Annotated in this window: 13 protein-coding genes; 11 read left to right on the top strand and 2 right to left on the bottom strand. The window is 67.1% G+C overall.

Translation table 11 applies throughout. The annotated features are described in order from the left end of the window. The first annotated feature begins 67 nt into the window (after window positions 1-67). The 5 genes from EHV23_RS04490 (at window position 68) to EHV23_RS04510 (ending at window position 7,358) form a co-directional block, all read left to right on the top strand. Window positions 68-2,077 carry a cell division protein ZipA C-terminal FtsZ-binding domain-containing protein gene (locus EHV23_RS04490; RefSeq protein ID WP_158615835.1) on the top strand — a complete coding sequence of 670 codons (2,010 nt, stop codon included), beginning with the start codon at window positions 68-70 and terminating at the stop codon, window positions 2,075-2,077. A 103-nt stretch (window positions 2,078-2,180) separates the two neighbouring features. Beyond that, the gene (gene ligA / locus EHV23_RS04495) at window positions 2,181-4,739 is read left to right on the top strand and encodes an NAD-dependent DNA ligase LigA (RefSeq protein WP_158615836.1); all 2,559 of its coding nucleotides are present in this window, start codon (window positions 2,181-2,183) and stop codon (window positions 4,737-4,739) included. Window positions 4,740-4,741: 2 nt separating this feature from the next. After that, on the top strand, window positions 4,742-5,644 hold the full coding sequence (gene galU / locus EHV23_RS04500) for a UTP--glucose-1-phosphate uridylyltransferase GalU (protein ID WP_125094888.1): 903 nt from the start codon (window positions 4,742-4,744) through the stop codon (window positions 5,642-5,644). Then, complete coding sequence (locus EHV23_RS04505) at window positions 5,641-6,573, top strand: S-methyl-5'-thioinosine phosphorylase (protein WP_203228867.1); 933 nt, start codon at window positions 5,641-5,643, stop codon at window positions 6,571-6,573. The genes galU and EHV23_RS04505 overlap by 4 nt, the downstream gene beginning before the upstream one ends. Window positions 6,574-6,689: 116 nt before the next feature. After that, the gene (locus EHV23_RS04510) at window positions 6,690-7,358 is read left to right on the top strand and encodes a hypothetical protein (RefSeq protein ID WP_203228868.1); all 669 of its coding nucleotides are present in this window, start codon (window positions 6,690-6,692) and stop codon (window positions 7,356-7,358) included. A 1,369-nt stretch (window positions 7,359-8,727) separates the two neighbouring features. Here EHV23_RS04510 and EHV23_RS04515 read toward each other — a convergent pair. Beyond that, the gene (locus EHV23_RS04515) at window positions 8,728-11,316 is read right to left on the bottom strand and encodes a [protein-PII] uridylyltransferase (RefSeq protein ID WP_125094889.1); all 2,589 of its coding nucleotides are present in this window, start codon (window positions 11,314-11,316) and stop codon (window positions 8,728-8,730) included. Further along, on the bottom strand, window positions 11,316-12,116 hold the full coding sequence (gene map / locus EHV23_RS04520; protein WP_125094890.1) for a type I methionyl aminopeptidase: 801 nt from the start codon (window positions 12,114-12,116) through the stop codon (window positions 11,316-11,318). Before map ends, EHV23_RS04515 begins: the two co-directional genes overlap by 1 nt. Before the next feature lie 638 nt (window positions 12,117-12,754). Here map and rpsB point away from each other — a divergent pair. From rpsB to EHV23_RS04550, 6 genes are all read left to right on the top strand, one after another. Further along, on the top strand, window positions 12,755-13,513 hold the full coding sequence (gene rpsB / locus EHV23_RS04525; protein ID WP_125094891.1) for a 30S ribosomal protein S2: 759 nt from the start codon (window positions 12,755-12,757) through the stop codon (window positions 13,511-13,513). 127 nt (window positions 13,514-13,640) lie between these two features. Further along, complete coding sequence (gene tsf, locus EHV23_RS04530; protein WP_125094892.1) at window positions 13,641-14,528, top strand: translation elongation factor Ts; 888 nt, start codon at window positions 13,641-13,643, stop codon at window positions 14,526-14,528. Window positions 14,529-14,555: 27 nt separating this feature from the next. Further along, window positions 14,556-15,308: a UMP kinase gene (gene pyrH, locus EHV23_RS04535; RefSeq protein ID WP_125094893.1), complete on the top strand. Its 753-nt coding sequence runs from the start codon at window positions 14,556-14,558 to the stop codon at window positions 15,306-15,308. 293 nt (window positions 15,309-15,601) lie between these two features. After that, a complete protein-coding gene (frr, locus tag EHV23_RS04540) occupies window positions 15,602-16,165 on the top strand; it encodes a ribosome recycling factor (RefSeq protein ID WP_125094894.1) in 564 nt (187 codons plus the stop codon). A gap of 34 nt (window positions 16,166-16,199) precedes the next feature. Further along, window positions 16,200-16,964: a polyprenyl diphosphate synthase gene (uppS, locus tag EHV23_RS04545; protein WP_125094895.1), complete on the top strand. Its 765-nt coding sequence runs from the start codon at window positions 16,200-16,202 to the stop codon at window positions 16,962-16,964. Window positions 16,965-17,062: 98 nt separating this feature from the next. Beyond that, entirely contained in the window at window positions 17,063-17,890 is an 828-nt protein-coding gene (locus EHV23_RS04550; RefSeq protein WP_158615837.1) for a phosphatidate cytidylyltransferase, read from the top strand. Window positions 17,891-17,946 lie beyond the last annotated feature (56 nt).

A 17,946-nucleotide genomic window follows, 5' to 3' on the forward strand; every position in this document is an offset into this window, starting at 1 on the left:
AAAGCCACTGCACCGGTGCTCCGGTCTGCCGGGCGCAGGTCGTCGTTTTACAGTCAGGGGAAATCTTTTGAGCACGCTTAGCTGGAGTATCGTCGCACTGGTTGTGCTGGTGCTGGTCATCGTCATCGCCTACAACCTGTGGCAGGGCAGCCGTCGCAAGGAGCAGTCATCCGGCCTGGGCCTGCGCAAGGGCTATTTCGACGACAACCCCGAAACGCTCACGGGCGAGCCGCAAGAGCGCAGCGCAGGCCGGCGCGAAGGACGCGAGGGCCGTGAAGGCCGGGGCCGCGGCCGCCGCGAGCCGGTGATGCGCGGAGCCGACCGCAACCGCCAGGTGCCGCCCGAGCTGGCTGCCCGTCCGGCAAGCTTCGATGACGACGGGCGCGGGCGGTCCATGGATGCCATGGCCCAGGGGGGCCGCAGCGGTGATCCGGCCGAACGCCATCCGTCGCTGGCCCTGCACGACGAGGACTACATCGAGACCCCGTTCGAGAACCCGGCCGCCGTGCGCCCCTGGAGCAGCCGTGACGAGCGCCCCGAGCCGGCCCGCCGCAGCGCCCCGGCTGCTGGCGATGCCCGTGCCCATGGCCTGCCGGCCCGTGACGATGCCCGCGCCCACGGCCTGTCGACCCATGATGACGGCATGCGCGCTGCCCGTGGTTCCCGAGGCGATGATGCCCGCCGTGCCTCTCAGGACGAAGCGCGCCGCCATCTTCATGATGATGCCCGCCGCGACGCTCATGATGAAACACGTCGCACCCGGCACGATGAGGCGCGCCGCGCCTCCCGTGATGACGACGGATACGACGCACCAGCACCGTCCGGCCGTTCGCTGCCGGCCAGCCTGCGTCGTGATGGCGGCCGCGATGATGGCCGCGATGATGGCCGCGGCGGGAGGCGTGATGCCCCCCACGGCGCCGGTCGCGACGACGGCCAGTCTGCCCGCCCGTCCTATGTCGCCGCCCCGCGTGACGGGGAAGGCGCAGATGACGGCCACGATGCACGCCGTGGCCAGCGCGCGGCCTTCGCCGACCGCGATGCCGGCTGGCAGGATATCGACCATGCCGCCCGCGACCATGTGGCGGATGTGAAGGCGCACCTGCAGGCCAGCGGTGGTGCAACCCACGGCGGCGGCGCTGCCCACGCCGGTGGCCATGCCATCTCCCGCAGCGGCGCTGTCGCAGCAGACGGGATGGGCCCCGACATCATCGACGACGAAGACGGGGCGACCCCGGCGCCCGCCCCGCGTACCGCCGATGCGTTGGCCGGTGACGACAGCCACGAAGGCGCGGCATACGATGATTCGCCGCTGCCCGACGCCCCGGTCGAACATGTGGTCACGCTCGAGCCGCCGGCCCCGGTGAACACCGACCGTCTGGTGGCGCTGGCCTCGTCGCTGCGTCACGTGGGCAGCAAGCCGGTGCGCATCGAGATGGAACGGCTGGGCGGCCACTGGGCGCCGCTGTCGGCTGGCGACAAGGCCGTGCGCGTGCGCTTCAGCCTGCTGCTGGCCAACCGCCAGGGGCCGCTGAATGCCGTCGAACTGTCCGACTTCAACGCCGCCATCGAATCGCTGGCCGGCAAACTGCAGGCCCCGGTGAACATTCCGGACATGGCGCCGATCCTGCGCAACGCGCGTGATCTCGACACGCTGGCCGCCCGGCTCGATACCCAGATCGAGGTGCGGGTGGAGCTGCCCGAAGCGCCCGAGGCGTCGAAGGTGTCGGGCATCGTCCGCCATCTGGGCCTGTCCGACCGGGGCAATGGCCGCTACGAGGCCTTTGCCGACTCGGGCGACTCGCTGTTCGCCCTGGCCTTCAACAAACCGCGTGACCAGATCGACTTCGTGCTGGACGTGCCGCGCACGGCCGAGCAGTACGAGGCCTGGGAAGGCATGGTGGCCTGTGCCCAGAGCATGGCCCAGGCGCTGGGGGGCCGTCTGGTCGACAGCGCCGGCCGTGGGCTGTCGGTGGGCATGATCGGCATTGTATCGCGCCAGCTGGCCCATCGCTATGCCGAACTGTCCCAGGCCGGTCTGACGGCGGGTGGTGCCGCAGCGCTGCGAGTATTTCACTGATTGATCACGTCGGGCTTGTTACACTCGCGCGATGCGATCCGAAAACGACCCGACCTCCGCGCCAGACACGCCGGCAGCGACCGCTGATGCCGCCGCAGCCGGCATGGTTCCAGCGGCGCCTGCATCCGCGGCTCATGCGCAGACTGGAGATGCTCTGGCCGGAGATGCGGCGGCCGGCGGCGCCTCCACAGCCGACGTGCCACCCGATGTCCGCGCGCGGGCAGACGCGCTCCGTGCCCAGCTGCAGGCCCACAACCGGGCCTACTACGAAGAAGACGCCCCCACGGTCGAGGACAGCGTCTACGACGGGCTGTTCATCGAACTGCAGCAGCTCGAGGCGCAGTGGCCTGCGCTGCTGACGCCCGATTCACCCACCCAGCGGGTGGGGGGCGCTCCCTCCGGCCGTTTCGGTACCGTCACCCACCGGGTGCCGATGCGCTCGCTGGCCAATGCGTTTTCGGAAGGCGACGTCCAGGCCTTCGACCGCCGCCTGAAGTCCCTGCTCGACCTGCAGGGCGAGCAGGACTATAGCGCCACGCCCAAGCTCGACGGTCTGGCCGCCACACTGCGCTACGAGAACGGTGTGCTGGTCGAGGGCGCCACCCGCGGCGACGGCATCACCGGCGAGAACATCACCGCTAACCTGCGCACCGTGCGTGGCGTGCCCGAACGGCTGAAGGGCCCGGCCCCGGCCGTGCTGGAGGTGCGTGGCGAGGTGCTGATGCTCAAGGACGACTTCCTGGCCCTCAACGCCGCGCAGGAAGCCCGGGGCGAGAAGCGCTTTGCCAACCCCCGCAATGCGGCCGCCGGCAGCCTGCGCCAGCTCGATGCCCGCATCACCGCCCAGCGGCCGCTGACCTTCTACGCCTATGGTGTGGGGGAGATTGCCGGGGAAGCGCCGGCGTCTGGCACGGATACGTCCATCCCGCCCGCCGGGCAGACGGCGGACCTCGCGCCCGGTGGGACGGCTGAATCCGCCGCGTCCGGCACAGGGCCGGTATCCGGCTGGCAGCCGGCCGGTCCATCGGTGGTACCCACCCACCAGCATGCCCTGCTGATGTGGCTGGGCACACTGGGCTTTCTGCCGCCGCCGGGGGCCGCCCGCGTGCACGGCGTGAGCGGCATGCTCGATTTCTACCGCAGCATCGGCCATGCGCGGGCCACGCTGCCCTATGCCATCGATGGCGTGGTCTACCAGCTCGATGACCGTGCCCTGCAGCAGCAGGCCGGCTTCGTTGCCCGGGCGCCGCGCTTTGCCCTGGCGCACAAGTATGCAGCCGAAGAGGCCGTCACCACGCTCAACGACATCTTCGTGCAGGTGGGGCGCACCGGTGTGCTGACGCCGGTGGCGCGGCTGGAGCCGGTGTTCGTCGGCGGTGTCAACGTCTCCAACGCCACCCTGCACAACGAGGACGAGATCCGCCGCAAGCACCTGCTGATCGGCGACCGTGTCATCGTCCGCCGCGCCGGCGACGTGATTCCCGAAGTGGTGTCGGCCGTGCTGGAACAGCGTCCGGCCACCGCCCGCATCTTCCACATGCCCACGCAGTGCCCGGTCTGCGGCTCGGCCGTCCAGCGCCTGCCCGACGAGGCCAACTGGCGCTGCGTGGGCGGGCTTTTCTGCAGTGCGCAGCGCAAGCGCGCGCTCTGGCATTTTGCGCACCGCCGCGCCATGGACATCGATGGTCTGGGCGACGTGCTGGTCGAACAGCTGGTGGACCGCGATCTGGTGCACGAACCGGCCGACCTCTACCGGCTGGACGCCGAAACCCTGCAGAACCTGCCGCGGATGGGCCAGAAATCGGCCGCCAACCTGCTGGCGGCCATCGACGGCTCGCGCCGCCCGCCGCTCGAGCGCTTCCTGTTTGCGCTGGGCATCCGCGCCGTCGGCGAAGAGGCGGCCCGCGTGCTGGCCCGCGCCTTTGGCGATCTCGACACCTTCCTGCAGGCCGACTGGACAACGCTGCTGCAGCAGAAGGCCGACGCCGTCAAGGAAAACGAGCGTCGCCGTGCCCGGGGCGAGGCGCCGCTGCCCGTGCCGCTCGACGGCATCGGCCCCGAGATCATCGGCAGTGTCTCCGCCTTCCTGGGCGAGGCCCACAACCGCGACTCCATTGCCCACCTGCGGGCGGCCGGGGTCGATCCACGTCCGGTGGCGGGCCGGTCCGGCGCCTTCGGTGCCTCCCTGTCGTCCCAGGCAGGTTCTGCCGGTGAAGGTACGGTCATGTTGCAGCTGAGTGATGACCATGTTGCAAACGCTGCGGATGCTGGCAAAGTGGTAGCAGGTGTGACGAATGGCTACACCACGGAAGGGGGTTCTGTGGCATCGTTGGCGGGTTTGTCCGAACCTGCACACACGTCCATCACGGCAGGTGAGGTGGCTCCACCTGCCGGCATGGCGGCCGGGGACTGGGCAGCGGCGCTTGCGCGGCAGCCCTTCGCCGGCCAGTCGATCGTCGTCACCGGAACCCTGTCGCGCCTGACGCGCGACCAGGCCGAGACGATGATCCGGGAACTGGGTGGCCGGCCGGCAGGCTCGGTGTCCGGCAAGACCGCCTTCGTCCTGGCGGGCGAGCATGCCGGCTCCAAGCTCACCAAGGCCCGGACACTGGGAATTTCCGTCATCTCCGAAGAAGACTTTTTCAATCAACTCGGTAATTGATCATGGCTCACAACCGCGTTCGCAAAGCTGTTTTTCCGGTCGCCGGACTGGGAACCCGCTTCCTTCCTGCCACCAAGGCCCAACCGAAAGAAATGCTGCCGGTCGTCGACCGTCCGCTGATCCAGTATGCGGTGGAAGAGGCCGCTGCCGCCGGCATCACCGAGATGATCTTCATCACCGGCCGGAACAAGCGCAGCATCGAGGACCACTTCGACAAGGCCTATGAGCTGGAAGCCGAACTGGCGGCCAAGGGCAAGGACAAGCTGCTCGAAACCGTCAAGGACTCGCTGCCGGCCGGTGTCAACTGTGTCTACATCCGCCAGGCCGAGCCGCTGGGTCTGGGCCACGCCGTGCTGTGTGCCCGTGAGGTGGTGGGCAACGAGCCCTTTGCCATCCTGCTGGCCGACGACCTGATGCAGCCCGCCCCCGGTGGCGACCCGGTGCTGAAGCAGATGGTCGACCTGCACAACCGCCAGCATGCCAGCGTGCTGGCCGTGCAGGAAGTGCCGCGCGAAGAAACCAGCGCCTACGGGATCGTCTCCAGCACGCCGTGGGCCGAGCGCACCAGCCGCATCACCGGCATGATCGAAAAACCGAAGCCGGAAGAGGCGCCGTCCACGCTGGCCGTGGTGGGCCGCTACCTGCTGTCGCCGATGATCTTCGAGCACCTGGCCAACGTGAAGCCCGGTGCCGGCGGCGAAATCCAGCTCACCGACGCACTGGCCCAGCTGATCCACGACCAGCCGGTGCTGGCCTATGCCTTCGAGGGCCGCCGCTACGACTGTGGCTCCAAGATCGGCTACCTGGAGGCCACCGTCGAGCTGGGCCTGCAGCACCCGGACGTGGGTGCCGAGTTCCGGACCTTCCTCGAGCAGAAGGCAGCCGAACTGGGTCTGGTGAAGTGATCGACGGTTTCGACGAAGGCATCGCCCCGGCACTGACCGGGGCGGCCGCACCTGCAGCCCCGGCCGATGCGCCGCTGATCGGCATCATCGGTGGCAGCGGGCTGCTGCAGCTGGCCGGCCTCGAGGACGTACACCGCAAGGTGGTCCGAACGCCTTGGGGGCAACCCTCCGGGGCGCTGTCGTTCGGCCGGCTGGGTGGCGTGCCGGTGGTGTTCCTGGCGCGGCACGGCTATGGGCACACCATTGCGCCGCACGACATCAACTACCGCGCCAACATCTGGGCACTGCACGAGGCAGGGGTTTCACAGGTCATCGCCTGCTCGGCCGTGGGCGGCATCCGTGCTGATCTCACGCCGGGCCAGCTGGTGGTGCCCGACCAGATCGTCGATTACACCTGGGGGCGCGCCGTCAGCTATTTCAGCGGCGAGGACCAGCCGGTGGTGCACATCGACTTCAGCCACCCGTTCGATGCCCGCCTGCGTCACCAGCTGATCGGTGCGGCGCTGCGCCTGAACCTGCCGGTGGCCGACACCGGCTGCTACGGCTGCACGCAGGGGCCCCGGCTGGAAACGCTGGCCGAGGTGCGCCGCTACCAGGGCGACGGCTGCGACATGCTGGGCATGACGGCCATGCCCGAGGCGGCACTGGCCCGCGAGCTGGACCTGCCCTATGCCATCCTGGGCGTGGTGGCCAACCGGGCCGCGGGCCTGGCCCCCGGCGCCGATGCCACGCTGGCGCAGCGTTCCGAGCCGAGCACGCCGCCGGAGCGCATCGTGCCAGACGTGGCCATTGCCCAGGCCAATGGCGGCGGCGCTGCCCTGCCGCAGGACGATCTGGCCCTGCGCATTGCCGGCACGCTCACCGATGCCATGCCCAGGCTGATGGATGTGCTGACGCAGACCGTGCGGCAGCTGGGCGGGGTTGCGTAGGGGTTGTAAGGCATTCATAACATTGCTCAAGTTTGGGGCGCACGCTCGGTCATACACTTGTTGCAGCCAGGCCGGATCGCCACCCGGTGGTCCGGCGGCCCGCCACAGGAGTTTCCATGACCATGCAACCCGACCAGGCATCGGTGCCCGCATCGATTCCGCAACCCGATCAGTTTCCCGCGTTCTTCCGGCAGGCGCCGGTACTGCTGATGCGCGATCCGCTGGCCCAGTTTCTGGGTGCCTCGCCGGACGGGCTGATGGCCTACCGCTATGTGGATGCCGTCAAGCTGGCGGGCCACTCCTGCCCGACGGTGGCCAGTGCCTTCCTGATGGTGCTGCGCGGGCTGGACACGCTGTATGGCGGCGAGGTGCCCGTGCGCGGCGAGATCGACGTGATCATGCGCGGGGGACGCGAGGAGGGCGCCACGGGCGTGATGGCCAATGTGGCCATGCTGCTGACGGGGGCTGCTCCCGAGACGGGGTTTCATGGGCTGGGGCCGCTGAGCCTGTTTTCGCGGCATGAGCTGCTGAGCTTTGGCGGGGGTGACATCGACGGTGAGCTACGTCTGCGCCGGCGTGACAACGGGCTGGCGGTGGATGTGGCCTGCAATCCGTCGATGGCACCGTGGCCGGAGGAGATGCAGGCGCTGCTGCCGCTGGTGGTGCGGGGGCAGGCAAACGAGACGCTGGTCAGGCGCTTCGGTGAGCTGTGGCAGGACCGGGTGAAGCGCATTCTGGTCGATCTGGTGGATGATCCGCGGCTGATCACGGTCGAGGAGCTGTAAGGCGGGGGGCCTCGTGGAAGGCTGCACTGGCCCTGTTGATCGGCGGCGGCCATCATGGCGTTTTCCCGGAGGCAAGGTTCCGCCGAACTGAAAGACGGCTTTGGTGGAGGATGTCGTCTTGCCAGAACGACTTCGATGCGGAACGCGCCCCGGACCGGTACGTCCCTGCGGCTCATACGCTCACTGAAGCTTTGTTGCCCACGACCTGCGTCGTGGTCAACAAACCTCCAGCGCCAGGAGTGTGTCATGGACTTGTTCGTCCCCGCGAAACCCCCTTTGGGCGTGCAGGACAAGGCGGCAGGGCCGAAGAATCCTGGATGGCTTCAAGGCGCTGCCAACGCAGTCATGCGCGCCCAAAGGGGGTTTCCCTCCGGGCTGGCACCGAATCCGTGCGCTGCCGGCGTTGCCCTGCTTGGCAAGGCGGCCAGCCTTGCCTGCGCAGTGCGCCTTGTCAGCACACGGATTCGGAGCCAGCGCGGGGACGAACAAGTCCATGACACACTCCAGACACTTTCCGACAACCGGGGCTACGCCCCGCCTGTCAGAAAGTCGTTCACGCGTACCGCGAAATCGCCGCAGTGACGTCCCGCTCCGGGGCGCTTGTCTCGGGGGCTGCGGATCCATTTCGGGATAGGGTACTTTTTATTTTTCACAGGGGTTGACTGGGGCTGGTGTGAATCCCGGGGGGGATCCTCTTGCGGCTTGACTGAGGCGATGCTTCAGTCTGCTCCGGTTCCGCAAAAGGTACGCCCTTGCCCGTCAAAGGCGGGTAAATCTTGCTCCAGGGGACCTCTGCGCGAGTCTTGCCGTACTTTGGCCTTCATGCCCGGGCGATCCAGTGCGTTGTCATCTGCCTCCAATAGTCCAGCCATTTCCGGGACACGGTGGCTTCTGGCGCATCCCGATCCTGGAGACAAAGCGTTCGCAGGCTTCCACAGATGCTTCCAGGGAAGCTCAGCCAGCCTGGTCGAAGTCGCGATGTACGAACTTGCGAAGCGGCACGGGAAGCGGGAGGCTCCTGCGGCGATTTCGCGATACGCGTGAACGACTTTCTGACAGTCGGGCGTCAGCCCGATTGTCGGAAAGTGTTTTAGCCCTGGAGGTTTGTTGACCACGACGCAGGTCGTGGGCAACAAAGCTTCAGTGAGCGTATGAGCCGCAGGAGCCTCCCGCTTCCCGTGCCGCCCCGCTCGAAGCCGTCTTTGCAGGATATACCGCCCCGCTCGAAGCCGTCTTTGCAGGATATACCGCCCCGCCCGAAGCCGTCTTTGTGCAAGATACACCGCCCTACCCGAAGCCGTCTTTCGTAACGCGTACCGCCTTGCCTGAAGCCGTCTTGCCACCAGGCAAGACCAGACCAGAGGTCTTACTACAGAACCTCCAGCAGCGCCTTCTCCAGCTGCAGCCGCTCCGCCTCGGTCCGCAGGTTGTCGGAGCCGATGGTGAAGGTATCTTCAGCCCGTTCGCCCAGCGTGGCAATGCGGGCGCCAAAGAGTTCCACCGTGTTCTCGGCCAGAATGCGCGCCATGTCGTAGAGCAGGCCGGGACGATCAGTGGCCGTGACCGACAGCAGATAACGCTGGCCGGAATCATCCGGGCGCAGATCGATGCGTGGCGGCAGCGGGAAGGCACGCGAGCGGCGTGACAGACGGCTGCGGCCGGCTGGCTTGAGTTCTTCGGCCGGCGTGGGCGTGGACAGCAGCCGCGTCAGCGCAGCTTCCATGCGTGTGCGCTGCTCGACAGACACCGGGCGCTGGTCAGCGGGCATGACCTCGAAACTGTCCAGCGCCATGCCGTGCCGGGTGGTGTGCACGCGTGCTTCCAGAATGGACAGGCGCTGCTGCTCGAAAAAGCGGCAGATGCAGGCAAAGAGGGCAGGCCGGTCCTCGGTGAAGATCAGAAACTCGATGCCTTCGCCCACGCCGCTTTCGCGGGTGTACACGGCGGTGCTGCGGGCATTGGCGTGCCGGTGCAGGACTTCGGTGTGCCAGGCCAGGTCTTCCGGGTCGTGGCGCAGAAAGTAGCCAATGTCCAGCGAATCCCAGAAGGGCTGCCAGTCCTCGTCGGCCAGGCCGCGTTCGCGCAGCAGGGTGGCGGCGGCCTGCTGGCGTTCGTCGCGCTGCACGCCGGGCAGGGAGGTGGGGCCGGTCAGGTGGGCGAGGGTGATGCGATAGAGGTCTTCCAGCAGTTTGCCCTTCCAGGCGTTCCAGATGCGGGCGCTGGTGGCGCGGATGTCGGCCACAGTAAGCAGGTACAGGGCGCTGAGCTGGCGTGGGGTCTGCACGCGCCGGGCGAATTCGGCCACCACGTCGGGGTCGGCGATGTCCTTTTTCTGGGCGGTCATCGACATGGTGAGGTGTTCGCGGACCAGAAAGCCCAGCAGTTGCCGGTCTTCGCCCTCGATGCCGTAGCTGCGGCAGAAGCGCAGGATGTCGCGCTCGCCCAGCACGGAATGGTCGCCACCGCGCCCCTTGGCGATGTCGTGAAAGAGCGCCGCCACGATCAGCAGCCACGGGCTTTCGAACTGGCTCATCAGCTGGCTGCAGAACGGGTACTCGTGCGCGTGCTCGGCCATCATGAAGCGGCGCAGGTTGCGCACCACCATGATGGTGTGCTGATCCACCGTATAGACGTGGAACAGGTCGTGCTGCATGCGGCCGACGATGTGCCGGAAGGGGGCCAGGTAGCGGCCCAGCACCGACCACTGGTTCATCAGCCGCAGGGTATGGGTGATGCCCACGGGGTTCTGCAGGATGGACAGGAAGCACGCCTTGTTAACCGGATCGTGCCGGTAGGCGCCGTCGATGCGAAAACGCGCGTGCCAGATGGCGCGCAGCGTGCGCACGCTCATGCCCTTGAGCCAGCGGTGCTGCTGCAGCACGCGAAAGGCCTGCAGGATCAGGCGCGGATCGCGCTCGAACATCTCCGGATCACGCAGGTCCAGCAGTTCGTCCACGGCATCGAAATGGCTGTCCAGCGGGCGCGCCGGACCGGGGTGCTGGCGCAGCAGGCGGATCTCCAGCGACTGCACCAGCAGGGTGCTGAGCTGCGTGATGCCCTTGGCGGCCAGGTAGTATTGCTGCATCAGCTTTTCGGAGCGGGCGCGTGGCCCGTCGCCCGGCAGGTGCATGGCCTGTGCCACGGCGGGCTGCAGGTCGAAGATCAGCCGGTCCTCGCGGCGACCGGCCAGGATGTGCAGCCAGGCGCGGATGCGCTTGAGCAGCCGCTCGTAGCGCTGCAGCTGGCTGGCTTCCAGCGGCTCGATCACGCCGGCCCGCACGAGCGACACCCAGGCCTGGCCAAAGCCGGCGGCACGGCTGATCCAGGCCACCACCTGCAGGTCGCGCAGGGCGCCCGGGCTTTCCTTGCAGTTGGGCTCCAGGCTGTAGGGCGTGTCTTCGTACTTCTGGTGGCGCTGGCGCATCTCCAGCAGCTTGTCGCGGATGAAGAGCGGCAGCGCCAGCTGGCCGGCCATGGCCTCGCTCAGCAGCCGGGCGGCACGGCGGTTGCCGGTGAGCTGGCGGCGTTCGAGCAGCGCCGTCATCGTGCTGATGTCGTCGTGGGCGCTCTGGGCGCACTGTGAGGGTGTGCGCACGCTGTGGCCGATTTCCAGGCCGATGTCCCAGCAGGCGCCGATGAAGCGTTCGATGCAGGCGATGGTGGCCGCCGGCAGATGGCTGGCAGGCTGCGCCGGTTCTGGGGCCAGCAGCAGCAAATCCACGTCCGAATACGGCTGCAGCTCGCCCCGTCCATAGCCGCCCACGGCAAAGAGCGCCCAGTCGGCGGGCATGCCGGCTGCTTTCCAGAGGTTGCGCAGCAGCTGGTCGGTATCGCGCGCCAGGCCGTGCATCAGCAGGCCGATGCGCTGGTCCTGCCGGAAACGCTCGATGCGCGCGGCGCGCAACTGGTCGCACTGCTCGCGCAGGCTGGCGATGACCTCTGGCGTCAGTCCTTCCATCAGGCGGGCAGTTCCGGCTTCGGCGGTGTGCCGGCCGAAACGGTCAGCACCTCGTAGCCGGTGGACGTGACCACCAGCATGTGCTCCCACTGGGCAGAGAGGCTGTGATCCTTGGTGACCACGGTCCAGCCGTCGCCCAGCTGGCGGATTTCGCGGCGGCCGGCGTTGAGCATGGGCTCGATGGTGAAGATCATGCCTTCCTCGAGCTTCGGACCGGTACCCGGGCGACCGTAGTGCAGTACCTGCGGCTCTTCGTGGAACTGCCGGCCGATGCCGTGGCCGCAGAACTCGCGCACGATGGAAAAGCCCTGTTTCTCGGCATAGGTCTGGATGGCGTGGCCGATGTCGCCCAGGCGCGCCCCGGGCCGCACCTGTTCGATGCCCAGCCACAGGCACTGCCAGGTCACGTCCACCAGCCGTCTGGCCAGCACCGAGGGCTGGCCGATCATGAACATCCGGCTGGTGTCGCCGTGATAGCCGTCCTTGATGACGGTCACGTCGATGTTGAGGATGTCGCCATTTTTAAGGACCCGGTCACCCGGGATGCCGTGGCAGATCTGGTGATTGATGGAGGTGCAGATGGACTTGGGAAAGGGGCGGTGGCCGGGCGGCGCGTAGTTGAGCGGGGCCGGGATGGTGCCCTGCACGTCGCGCATGTAGGCGTGGCAGAGTTCGTCCAGCCTTTCGGTGGTGGTGCCGGCCACCACGAAGGGGGTGATGTAGTCCAGAAGCTCCGACGCCAGGCGGCCGGCGATGCGCATTTTCTCGATGTCTTCCGGGGTCTTGATCTTGATGGTCATGGTGGGGGAAAACCTTGCAGTGGGGCCGGGGCAGGGCGCGCCGGGAACCTGGATGCCGCGGGGCTTTTCAAGCGTGCGAAGGCTATCCGGGGGTGGCAGGCCACACGGCCGGACCGGGCCTGCCTGACCGGGGCCACTGGCGGTCAGAGGCACTCGGGGCGGCATGGGCGGCCGAAAAGGTGTCGGCAGGCGGGGTCATGTGACGAGAATGGCATGGTAACTGATTCGGCCATGGCCACGCCCGCGGGCCGTGCCTGCCGGCGACGCTGCGTACACGGCCGGCCCGCGTGTCGCGTCCGGATACCGGAGGGGCGTATTCTGCCGGCGGATTTTCCTGCCGAAAATTCACGACCTGTCACGAAGCTTCGGCCGGATGGGGCGCGCGAAGCGCGCATTGAATGCTAGAATCCCGGGCGCTGCGGCGCTTGAGTGCCGCTGTCCATCTGTGGGCATGGTGCCCGCAGTTCACAAACGGCCCCGGACCGAAGTCTTGCCGCCTGCCGTATCCGCGTGGGTGCGGCGGCGTGTCATGGAACGAGGGTGCCCGTTCTCCGGCCTTTTCCGTCTGGCCGGAGGGCGCGGTTGGTTCCATGCGGGTTTCGGGGTATGGTCAACCCTGTATCGGAGTTTTCTCTTTCATGTCAGTCACGATTCGCCAGATGCTTGAAGCCGGTGTCCACTTCGGGCACCAGACCCGGTTCTGGAACCCGCGCATGGCCCCCTACATCTTCGGCCATCGCAACAAGATTCACATCATCAACCTGGAAAAGACCCTCGTCAAATACCAGGAAGCCACCCGTTACCTCAAGCAGCTGGCTGCCAATGGCGGCACCATCCTGTTCGTCGGCACCAAACGCCAGTCGCGCGAGATCATCGCCGAAGAGGCCGCCCGTGCCGGCATGCCCTATGTCGATGAGCGCTGGCTCGGCGGCATGATGACCAACTTCAAGACGGTCAAGGGCTCCATCAAGCGTCTGAAGGACATGGAACAGGCCGTCGAAGACGGTGCCCTGGACCAGATGACGAAGAAGGAAGCGCTGCTCTTCACCCGCGAGCTGGAAAAGCTGACCTCCAGCCTGGGCGGCATCAAGGACCTGAACGGTCTGCCGGATGCGCTGTTCATCGTCGATGTCGGCTATCACAAGATCGCCGTCACCGAGGCCCGCAAGCTGGGTGTGCCCATCGTCGCCGTGGTCGATACCAACCACTCGCCCGAAGGCATCGACTATGTCATTCCGGGCAACGACGACTCGGGCCGGGCCGTGCGCCTGTACGCCCGTGGCGTGGCTGACGCCATCCTGGAGGGCAAGGCTGCCCGCCTGCAGGAGACCGTCAAGGCCGCCACCGAGGAAGACGAGTTCGTCGAGGTCGAAGCCGACGCCGGCGAAGAGGCCTGATCGGCCCCGGCCGGCTGCGGGGGGCATCCCCTCCGCCAGCCGGCCACCCTGGCAGCCGGTGTCGCCGCGGGCGGACCGGCTGTCATGCCATTGAATTCACGAAACGAATACACAGAGAGAAGGGAACATGGCGGAAATTACCGCAAGCATGGTGAAGGCGCTGCGCGAGAAAACCGATGCGCCGATGATGGAATGCAAGAAGGCCCTGACCGAAGCCAACGGTGACATGGAGCGCGCCGAGGAAATCCTGCGCGTCAAGCTGGGTACCAAGGCCAACAAGGCTGCTTCGCGTGTGGCTGCCGAAGGCGTCGTGGCCATCGAAATTGCTGCCGACGGCAAGACGGGCGTCATCCTCGAGATGAACAGCGAAACCGACTTCGTCGCCAAGAACGACGACTTCCTGGCCCTGGCTGCGGCCGCGGCGAAGCTGGTGCTCGAGAAGAACCCCGCCGACGTGGCCGCCCTGTCGGCCCTGCCGATGGCCGATGGCCGCACGGTGGAAGAAACCCGTGCCGCCCTGGTCGGCAAGATCGGCGAGAACATGAGCATCCGCCGCTTCGTGCGCACGGCTGCCAAAGGCAAGCTGGCCAGCTACATCCACGGCGGCTCGCGCATCGGTGTGCTGATCGACCTGGAAGGCGGCGACGAATCCCTGGCCCGTGACCTGGCCATGCACATCGCGGCCACCAAGCCCATCGCGCTGTCGAAGGAGCAGGTGCCGGCCGACGTGATCGCCAAGGAGCGTTCCATTGCCGAGCAGAAGGCGGCCGAATCCGGCAAGCCGGCCGAAATCGCCGCCAAGATGGTCGATGGCGCCGTCCAGAAGTACCTGAAGGAAGTGACCCTGCTGGGCCAGCCCTTCGTGAAGGACGACAAGACCACCGTCGAGCAGCTGCTGAAGAACCGTCAGGCGAAGGTCGATTTCTTCACCCTGTACGTGGTTGGCGAAGGCATCGAGAAGAAACAGGACGACTTCGCTGCCGAAGTGGCCGCCCAGGTCGCCGCTGCCCGCTGATCTTCACGCATCCGGAGGACACCCCCCATGAACGCTGATTCCGCATCGACCGCCGGCCCAGCCGGCCAGAAAGCCGCCTACCGCCGTGTGCTGCTCAAGCTCTCGGGCGAGGCCCTGATGGGCAACGACAGCTATGGCATCAACCGCCAGACCATCGAGCAGATGTGCCAGCAGGTGGCGGACGTCAACCGGCTGGGCGTCGAGCTGGCCATCGTCATCGGGGGCGGGAACATCTTTCGCGGGGTGTCTTCCGGGGCGGCCGGCATGGACCGTGCCACTGCCGACTACATGGGCATGCTGGCCACGGTGATGAACGCCCTGGCCCTGCAGGACGCCCTGCGCCAGATGGGTGTCAATGCCCGCGTGCAGTCCGCGCTGGAAATCAACCAGATCGTCGAGCCCTACATCCGTCCGAAGGCGCTGCGCTATCTGGAAGAGGGCAAGGTCGTGATCTTTGCCGCCGGTACCGGCAACCCGTTCTTCACCACCGACACGGCCGCTGCGCTGCGCGGTGCCGAGATCAACGCCGAGCTGATCCTCAAGGCCACCAAGGTCGATGGTGTCTACACGGCCGATCCGGTGAAGGACCCGTCCGCCACCCGCTATCGCGAGATCACCTTCGACGAGGCCATCCACAAGAATCTCAAGGTGATGGATACGGCCGCCTTTGCGCTGTGCCGTGACCAGAAGCTGCCGCTGCAGGTCTTTTCCATCTTCAAGCCCGGTGCGCTGACCCGCGTGGTCTGCGGCGAGGACGAAGGCACGCTGGTGCACGTCTGAGGCCGGGGGCGCACCGCAGAGGCTGCCCGGGGCTTCCCGGTCCGGTGGCAGTCAGGTCGGCGCGCGGCCCGGATGCCCCGGCCGGCGCGCGGCCCTGCAGGCACCGTTCCAGCGTACGGACGGACTGCTCCGCGCCGGTGCCGGTCCGGGTATCGGTTCATCTCCCCCGTGTCGCCGCTACCGGCCATTTCTTCCCGTCCGGGCGCTGCCTGTATCGCACCCGGTTTCCACAAGACTCCTTCCGTTTTCCATCTGCCGTGCTGCAGATGACGGTTTTCAGAAACATCCCGCTCATGGCCACACCTGCCGAAGTCAAGAAATCCGCCGAACAGAAAATGCAGAAAGGGCTGGAGTCGTTCCGCGCCGCCCTGTCCAAGATCCGCACCGGCCGTCCACACCCGGGCGTGCTGGATCACATCCATGTCGATTACTACGGCACCTCCACACCCATCAACCAGGTGGCCAACATCTCGCTGGCCGATGCCCGCACGCTGAGCGTCAACGTCTGGGAAAAGTCCATGGCCGTCATCGTCGAGAAGGCCATCCGTGATTCCGACCTGGGCGTGAACCCGCAGTCGCAGGGTACCGTCATCCGCGTGCCGATGCCACCGCTCTCCGAGGAGCGCCGCCGCGAGATCGTCAAGGTCACGAAGCACGAAGGCGAAAACGCCAAGGTCGTCATCCGCGGTGTGCGCCGCGAGGCCAACGACGAACTGAAGGCCGCCGCGAAGGCCAAGGAGATCTCCGAGGACGACGAGCGCCGCGGCCAGGACGAGGTCCAGAAGCTCACCGACCGCTTCATTGCCGACATCGACAAGCTGCTGGTCGCCAAGGAACAGGAAATCATGACGGTCTGAGCCGTTGACCCAACGCTGACCCCGACCGCCTACCATGAGCTTCACCAGTTCGACGCAATCCGTTCCCGCCGCCGGAGCCATCCCGCGCCACATCGCCGTCATTCTCGATGGCAACGGCCGCTGGGCCACTCGCCGGCACCTGCCACGCGCTGCCGGTCACCGCAAGGGGGTCGAGGCCGTACGTGCCACGGTCGAAGGGTGTGCCCGGCGGGGGGTCGAGTTCCTCACGCTCTTCGCCTTCAGTTCCGAGAACTGGCGTCGTCCGGCCGAGGAAGTCTCGCTGCTGATGCGGCTCTTCCTGTCGGCCCTGCAGCGTGAGGTCACGCAGCTGCATCGCAATGGCATCCGGCTGCGCATCGTCGGCGACCTGTCGCGTTTCGAACCCCGCCTGCAGAAGATGATTGCCGACGCCGAGGCACGCACGGCCGGCAACACCCGCATGACGCTCACCATCTGTGCCAACTACGGTGGCCGCTGGGACATCATGCAGGCCACCAACGCGCTGCTGCGCCAGCGTGCGGCGCAGGGCGTGCCGCTCGACCAGCCCGTGGCCGAAGACGACCTGTCGCGTCATCTGTCGCTGGCCTATGCACCCGAACCCGACCTGTTCATCCGTACCGGGGGCGAGCAGCGCATCAGCAACTTCCTGCTCTGGCAGCTCGCCTATACCGAGCTGTACTTCTGCGAGTGCTTCTGGCCCGAGTTCAACGACCAGCGTCTCGAAGAGGCCATCCAGTGGTATGGCCAGCGCGAACGCCGCTTTGGCCGCACCAGTGTGCAGACACGCGGGGGAAGCTGAAGGCGTTCTCCTGTCCTGTCTTCATGTGCTGCCCGGGCTTGCTTCTGTGTCTGCAGCGCTTCCCAGGGTTTCAACACTCACTTTTCTGGTTTGTTTGCATGCTGAAGCAGCGGATCATCACGGCCGTCGTTCTGTTTGCCGTCATCGTGGCCGTGCTGGCCTGGGGGCGTCCGGCCGCCTGGGGCGTGCTGATGCTGCCGGTCATGGCCGTCACCATCCACGAATGGATGCGACTGCTGCACATGCCGGCCACGCCCGTGGTGCTTTCCACGCTGGGACTGGGCGTGCTCTACATCCTGGCCCGCGACCCATATCTGCATGCCCCCGGCTGGCTGATACCCGTGCTGCTCGTGGGGCTGGCCGCCTGGATCGGCGTGGCCTTCCGGTCGGTCTTCCGGGTCGAACCCGTGCCCACCTCGCCCTGGCTGGTGGGCGTCTTCATGCTGCAGCTCTGGGTGTCGCTGTACGAGCTGCGCCTGGCCGGCACGGGGGTGCTGCTCTCGGCCATGGCCATCGTCTGGCTGGCCGACATCGGCGCCTATTTCAGCGGGCGCGCCTGGGGGCGTCGCAAGCTGGCCCCGCGTGTCTCGCCGGGCAAGTCGTGGGAAGGGGTCTGGGGCGGTGCGGCGCTGGTGGTCGTCACGGCTGGCCTGCTGGTGCTGGGGCACAGCGGAGGCACCGGTTCGCGGTTTCCGCTGTTTTCCACCCAGCTCGCCGAAGAGGCCGGGCTGGCCGGCATGGCTTTCGTGCTGCTGGTGCTGGTCGGCCTGTCGGTGATGGGCGATCTGTACGAGAGCCTGCTCAAGCGTCATGCAGGCGTCAAGGACAGCGGCGCCTGCCTGCCGGGCCATGGCGGCATGTTCGACCGGATCGATGCACTCATTCCCGCCATGCCCGCCTGCCTGCTGATCTGGCTGCTGCTGTGATCCCCGAGCTACCCGGCCAGCATGCCATTGTGTCCACCTTCGGCGTACCAGCCGCT

The sequence above is a fragment of the Lautropia dentalis genome (genome assembly GCF_003892345.1).
Classification (GTDB): domain Bacteria; phylum Pseudomonadota; class Gammaproteobacteria; order Burkholderiales; family Burkholderiaceae_E; genus Lautropia; species Lautropia dentalis.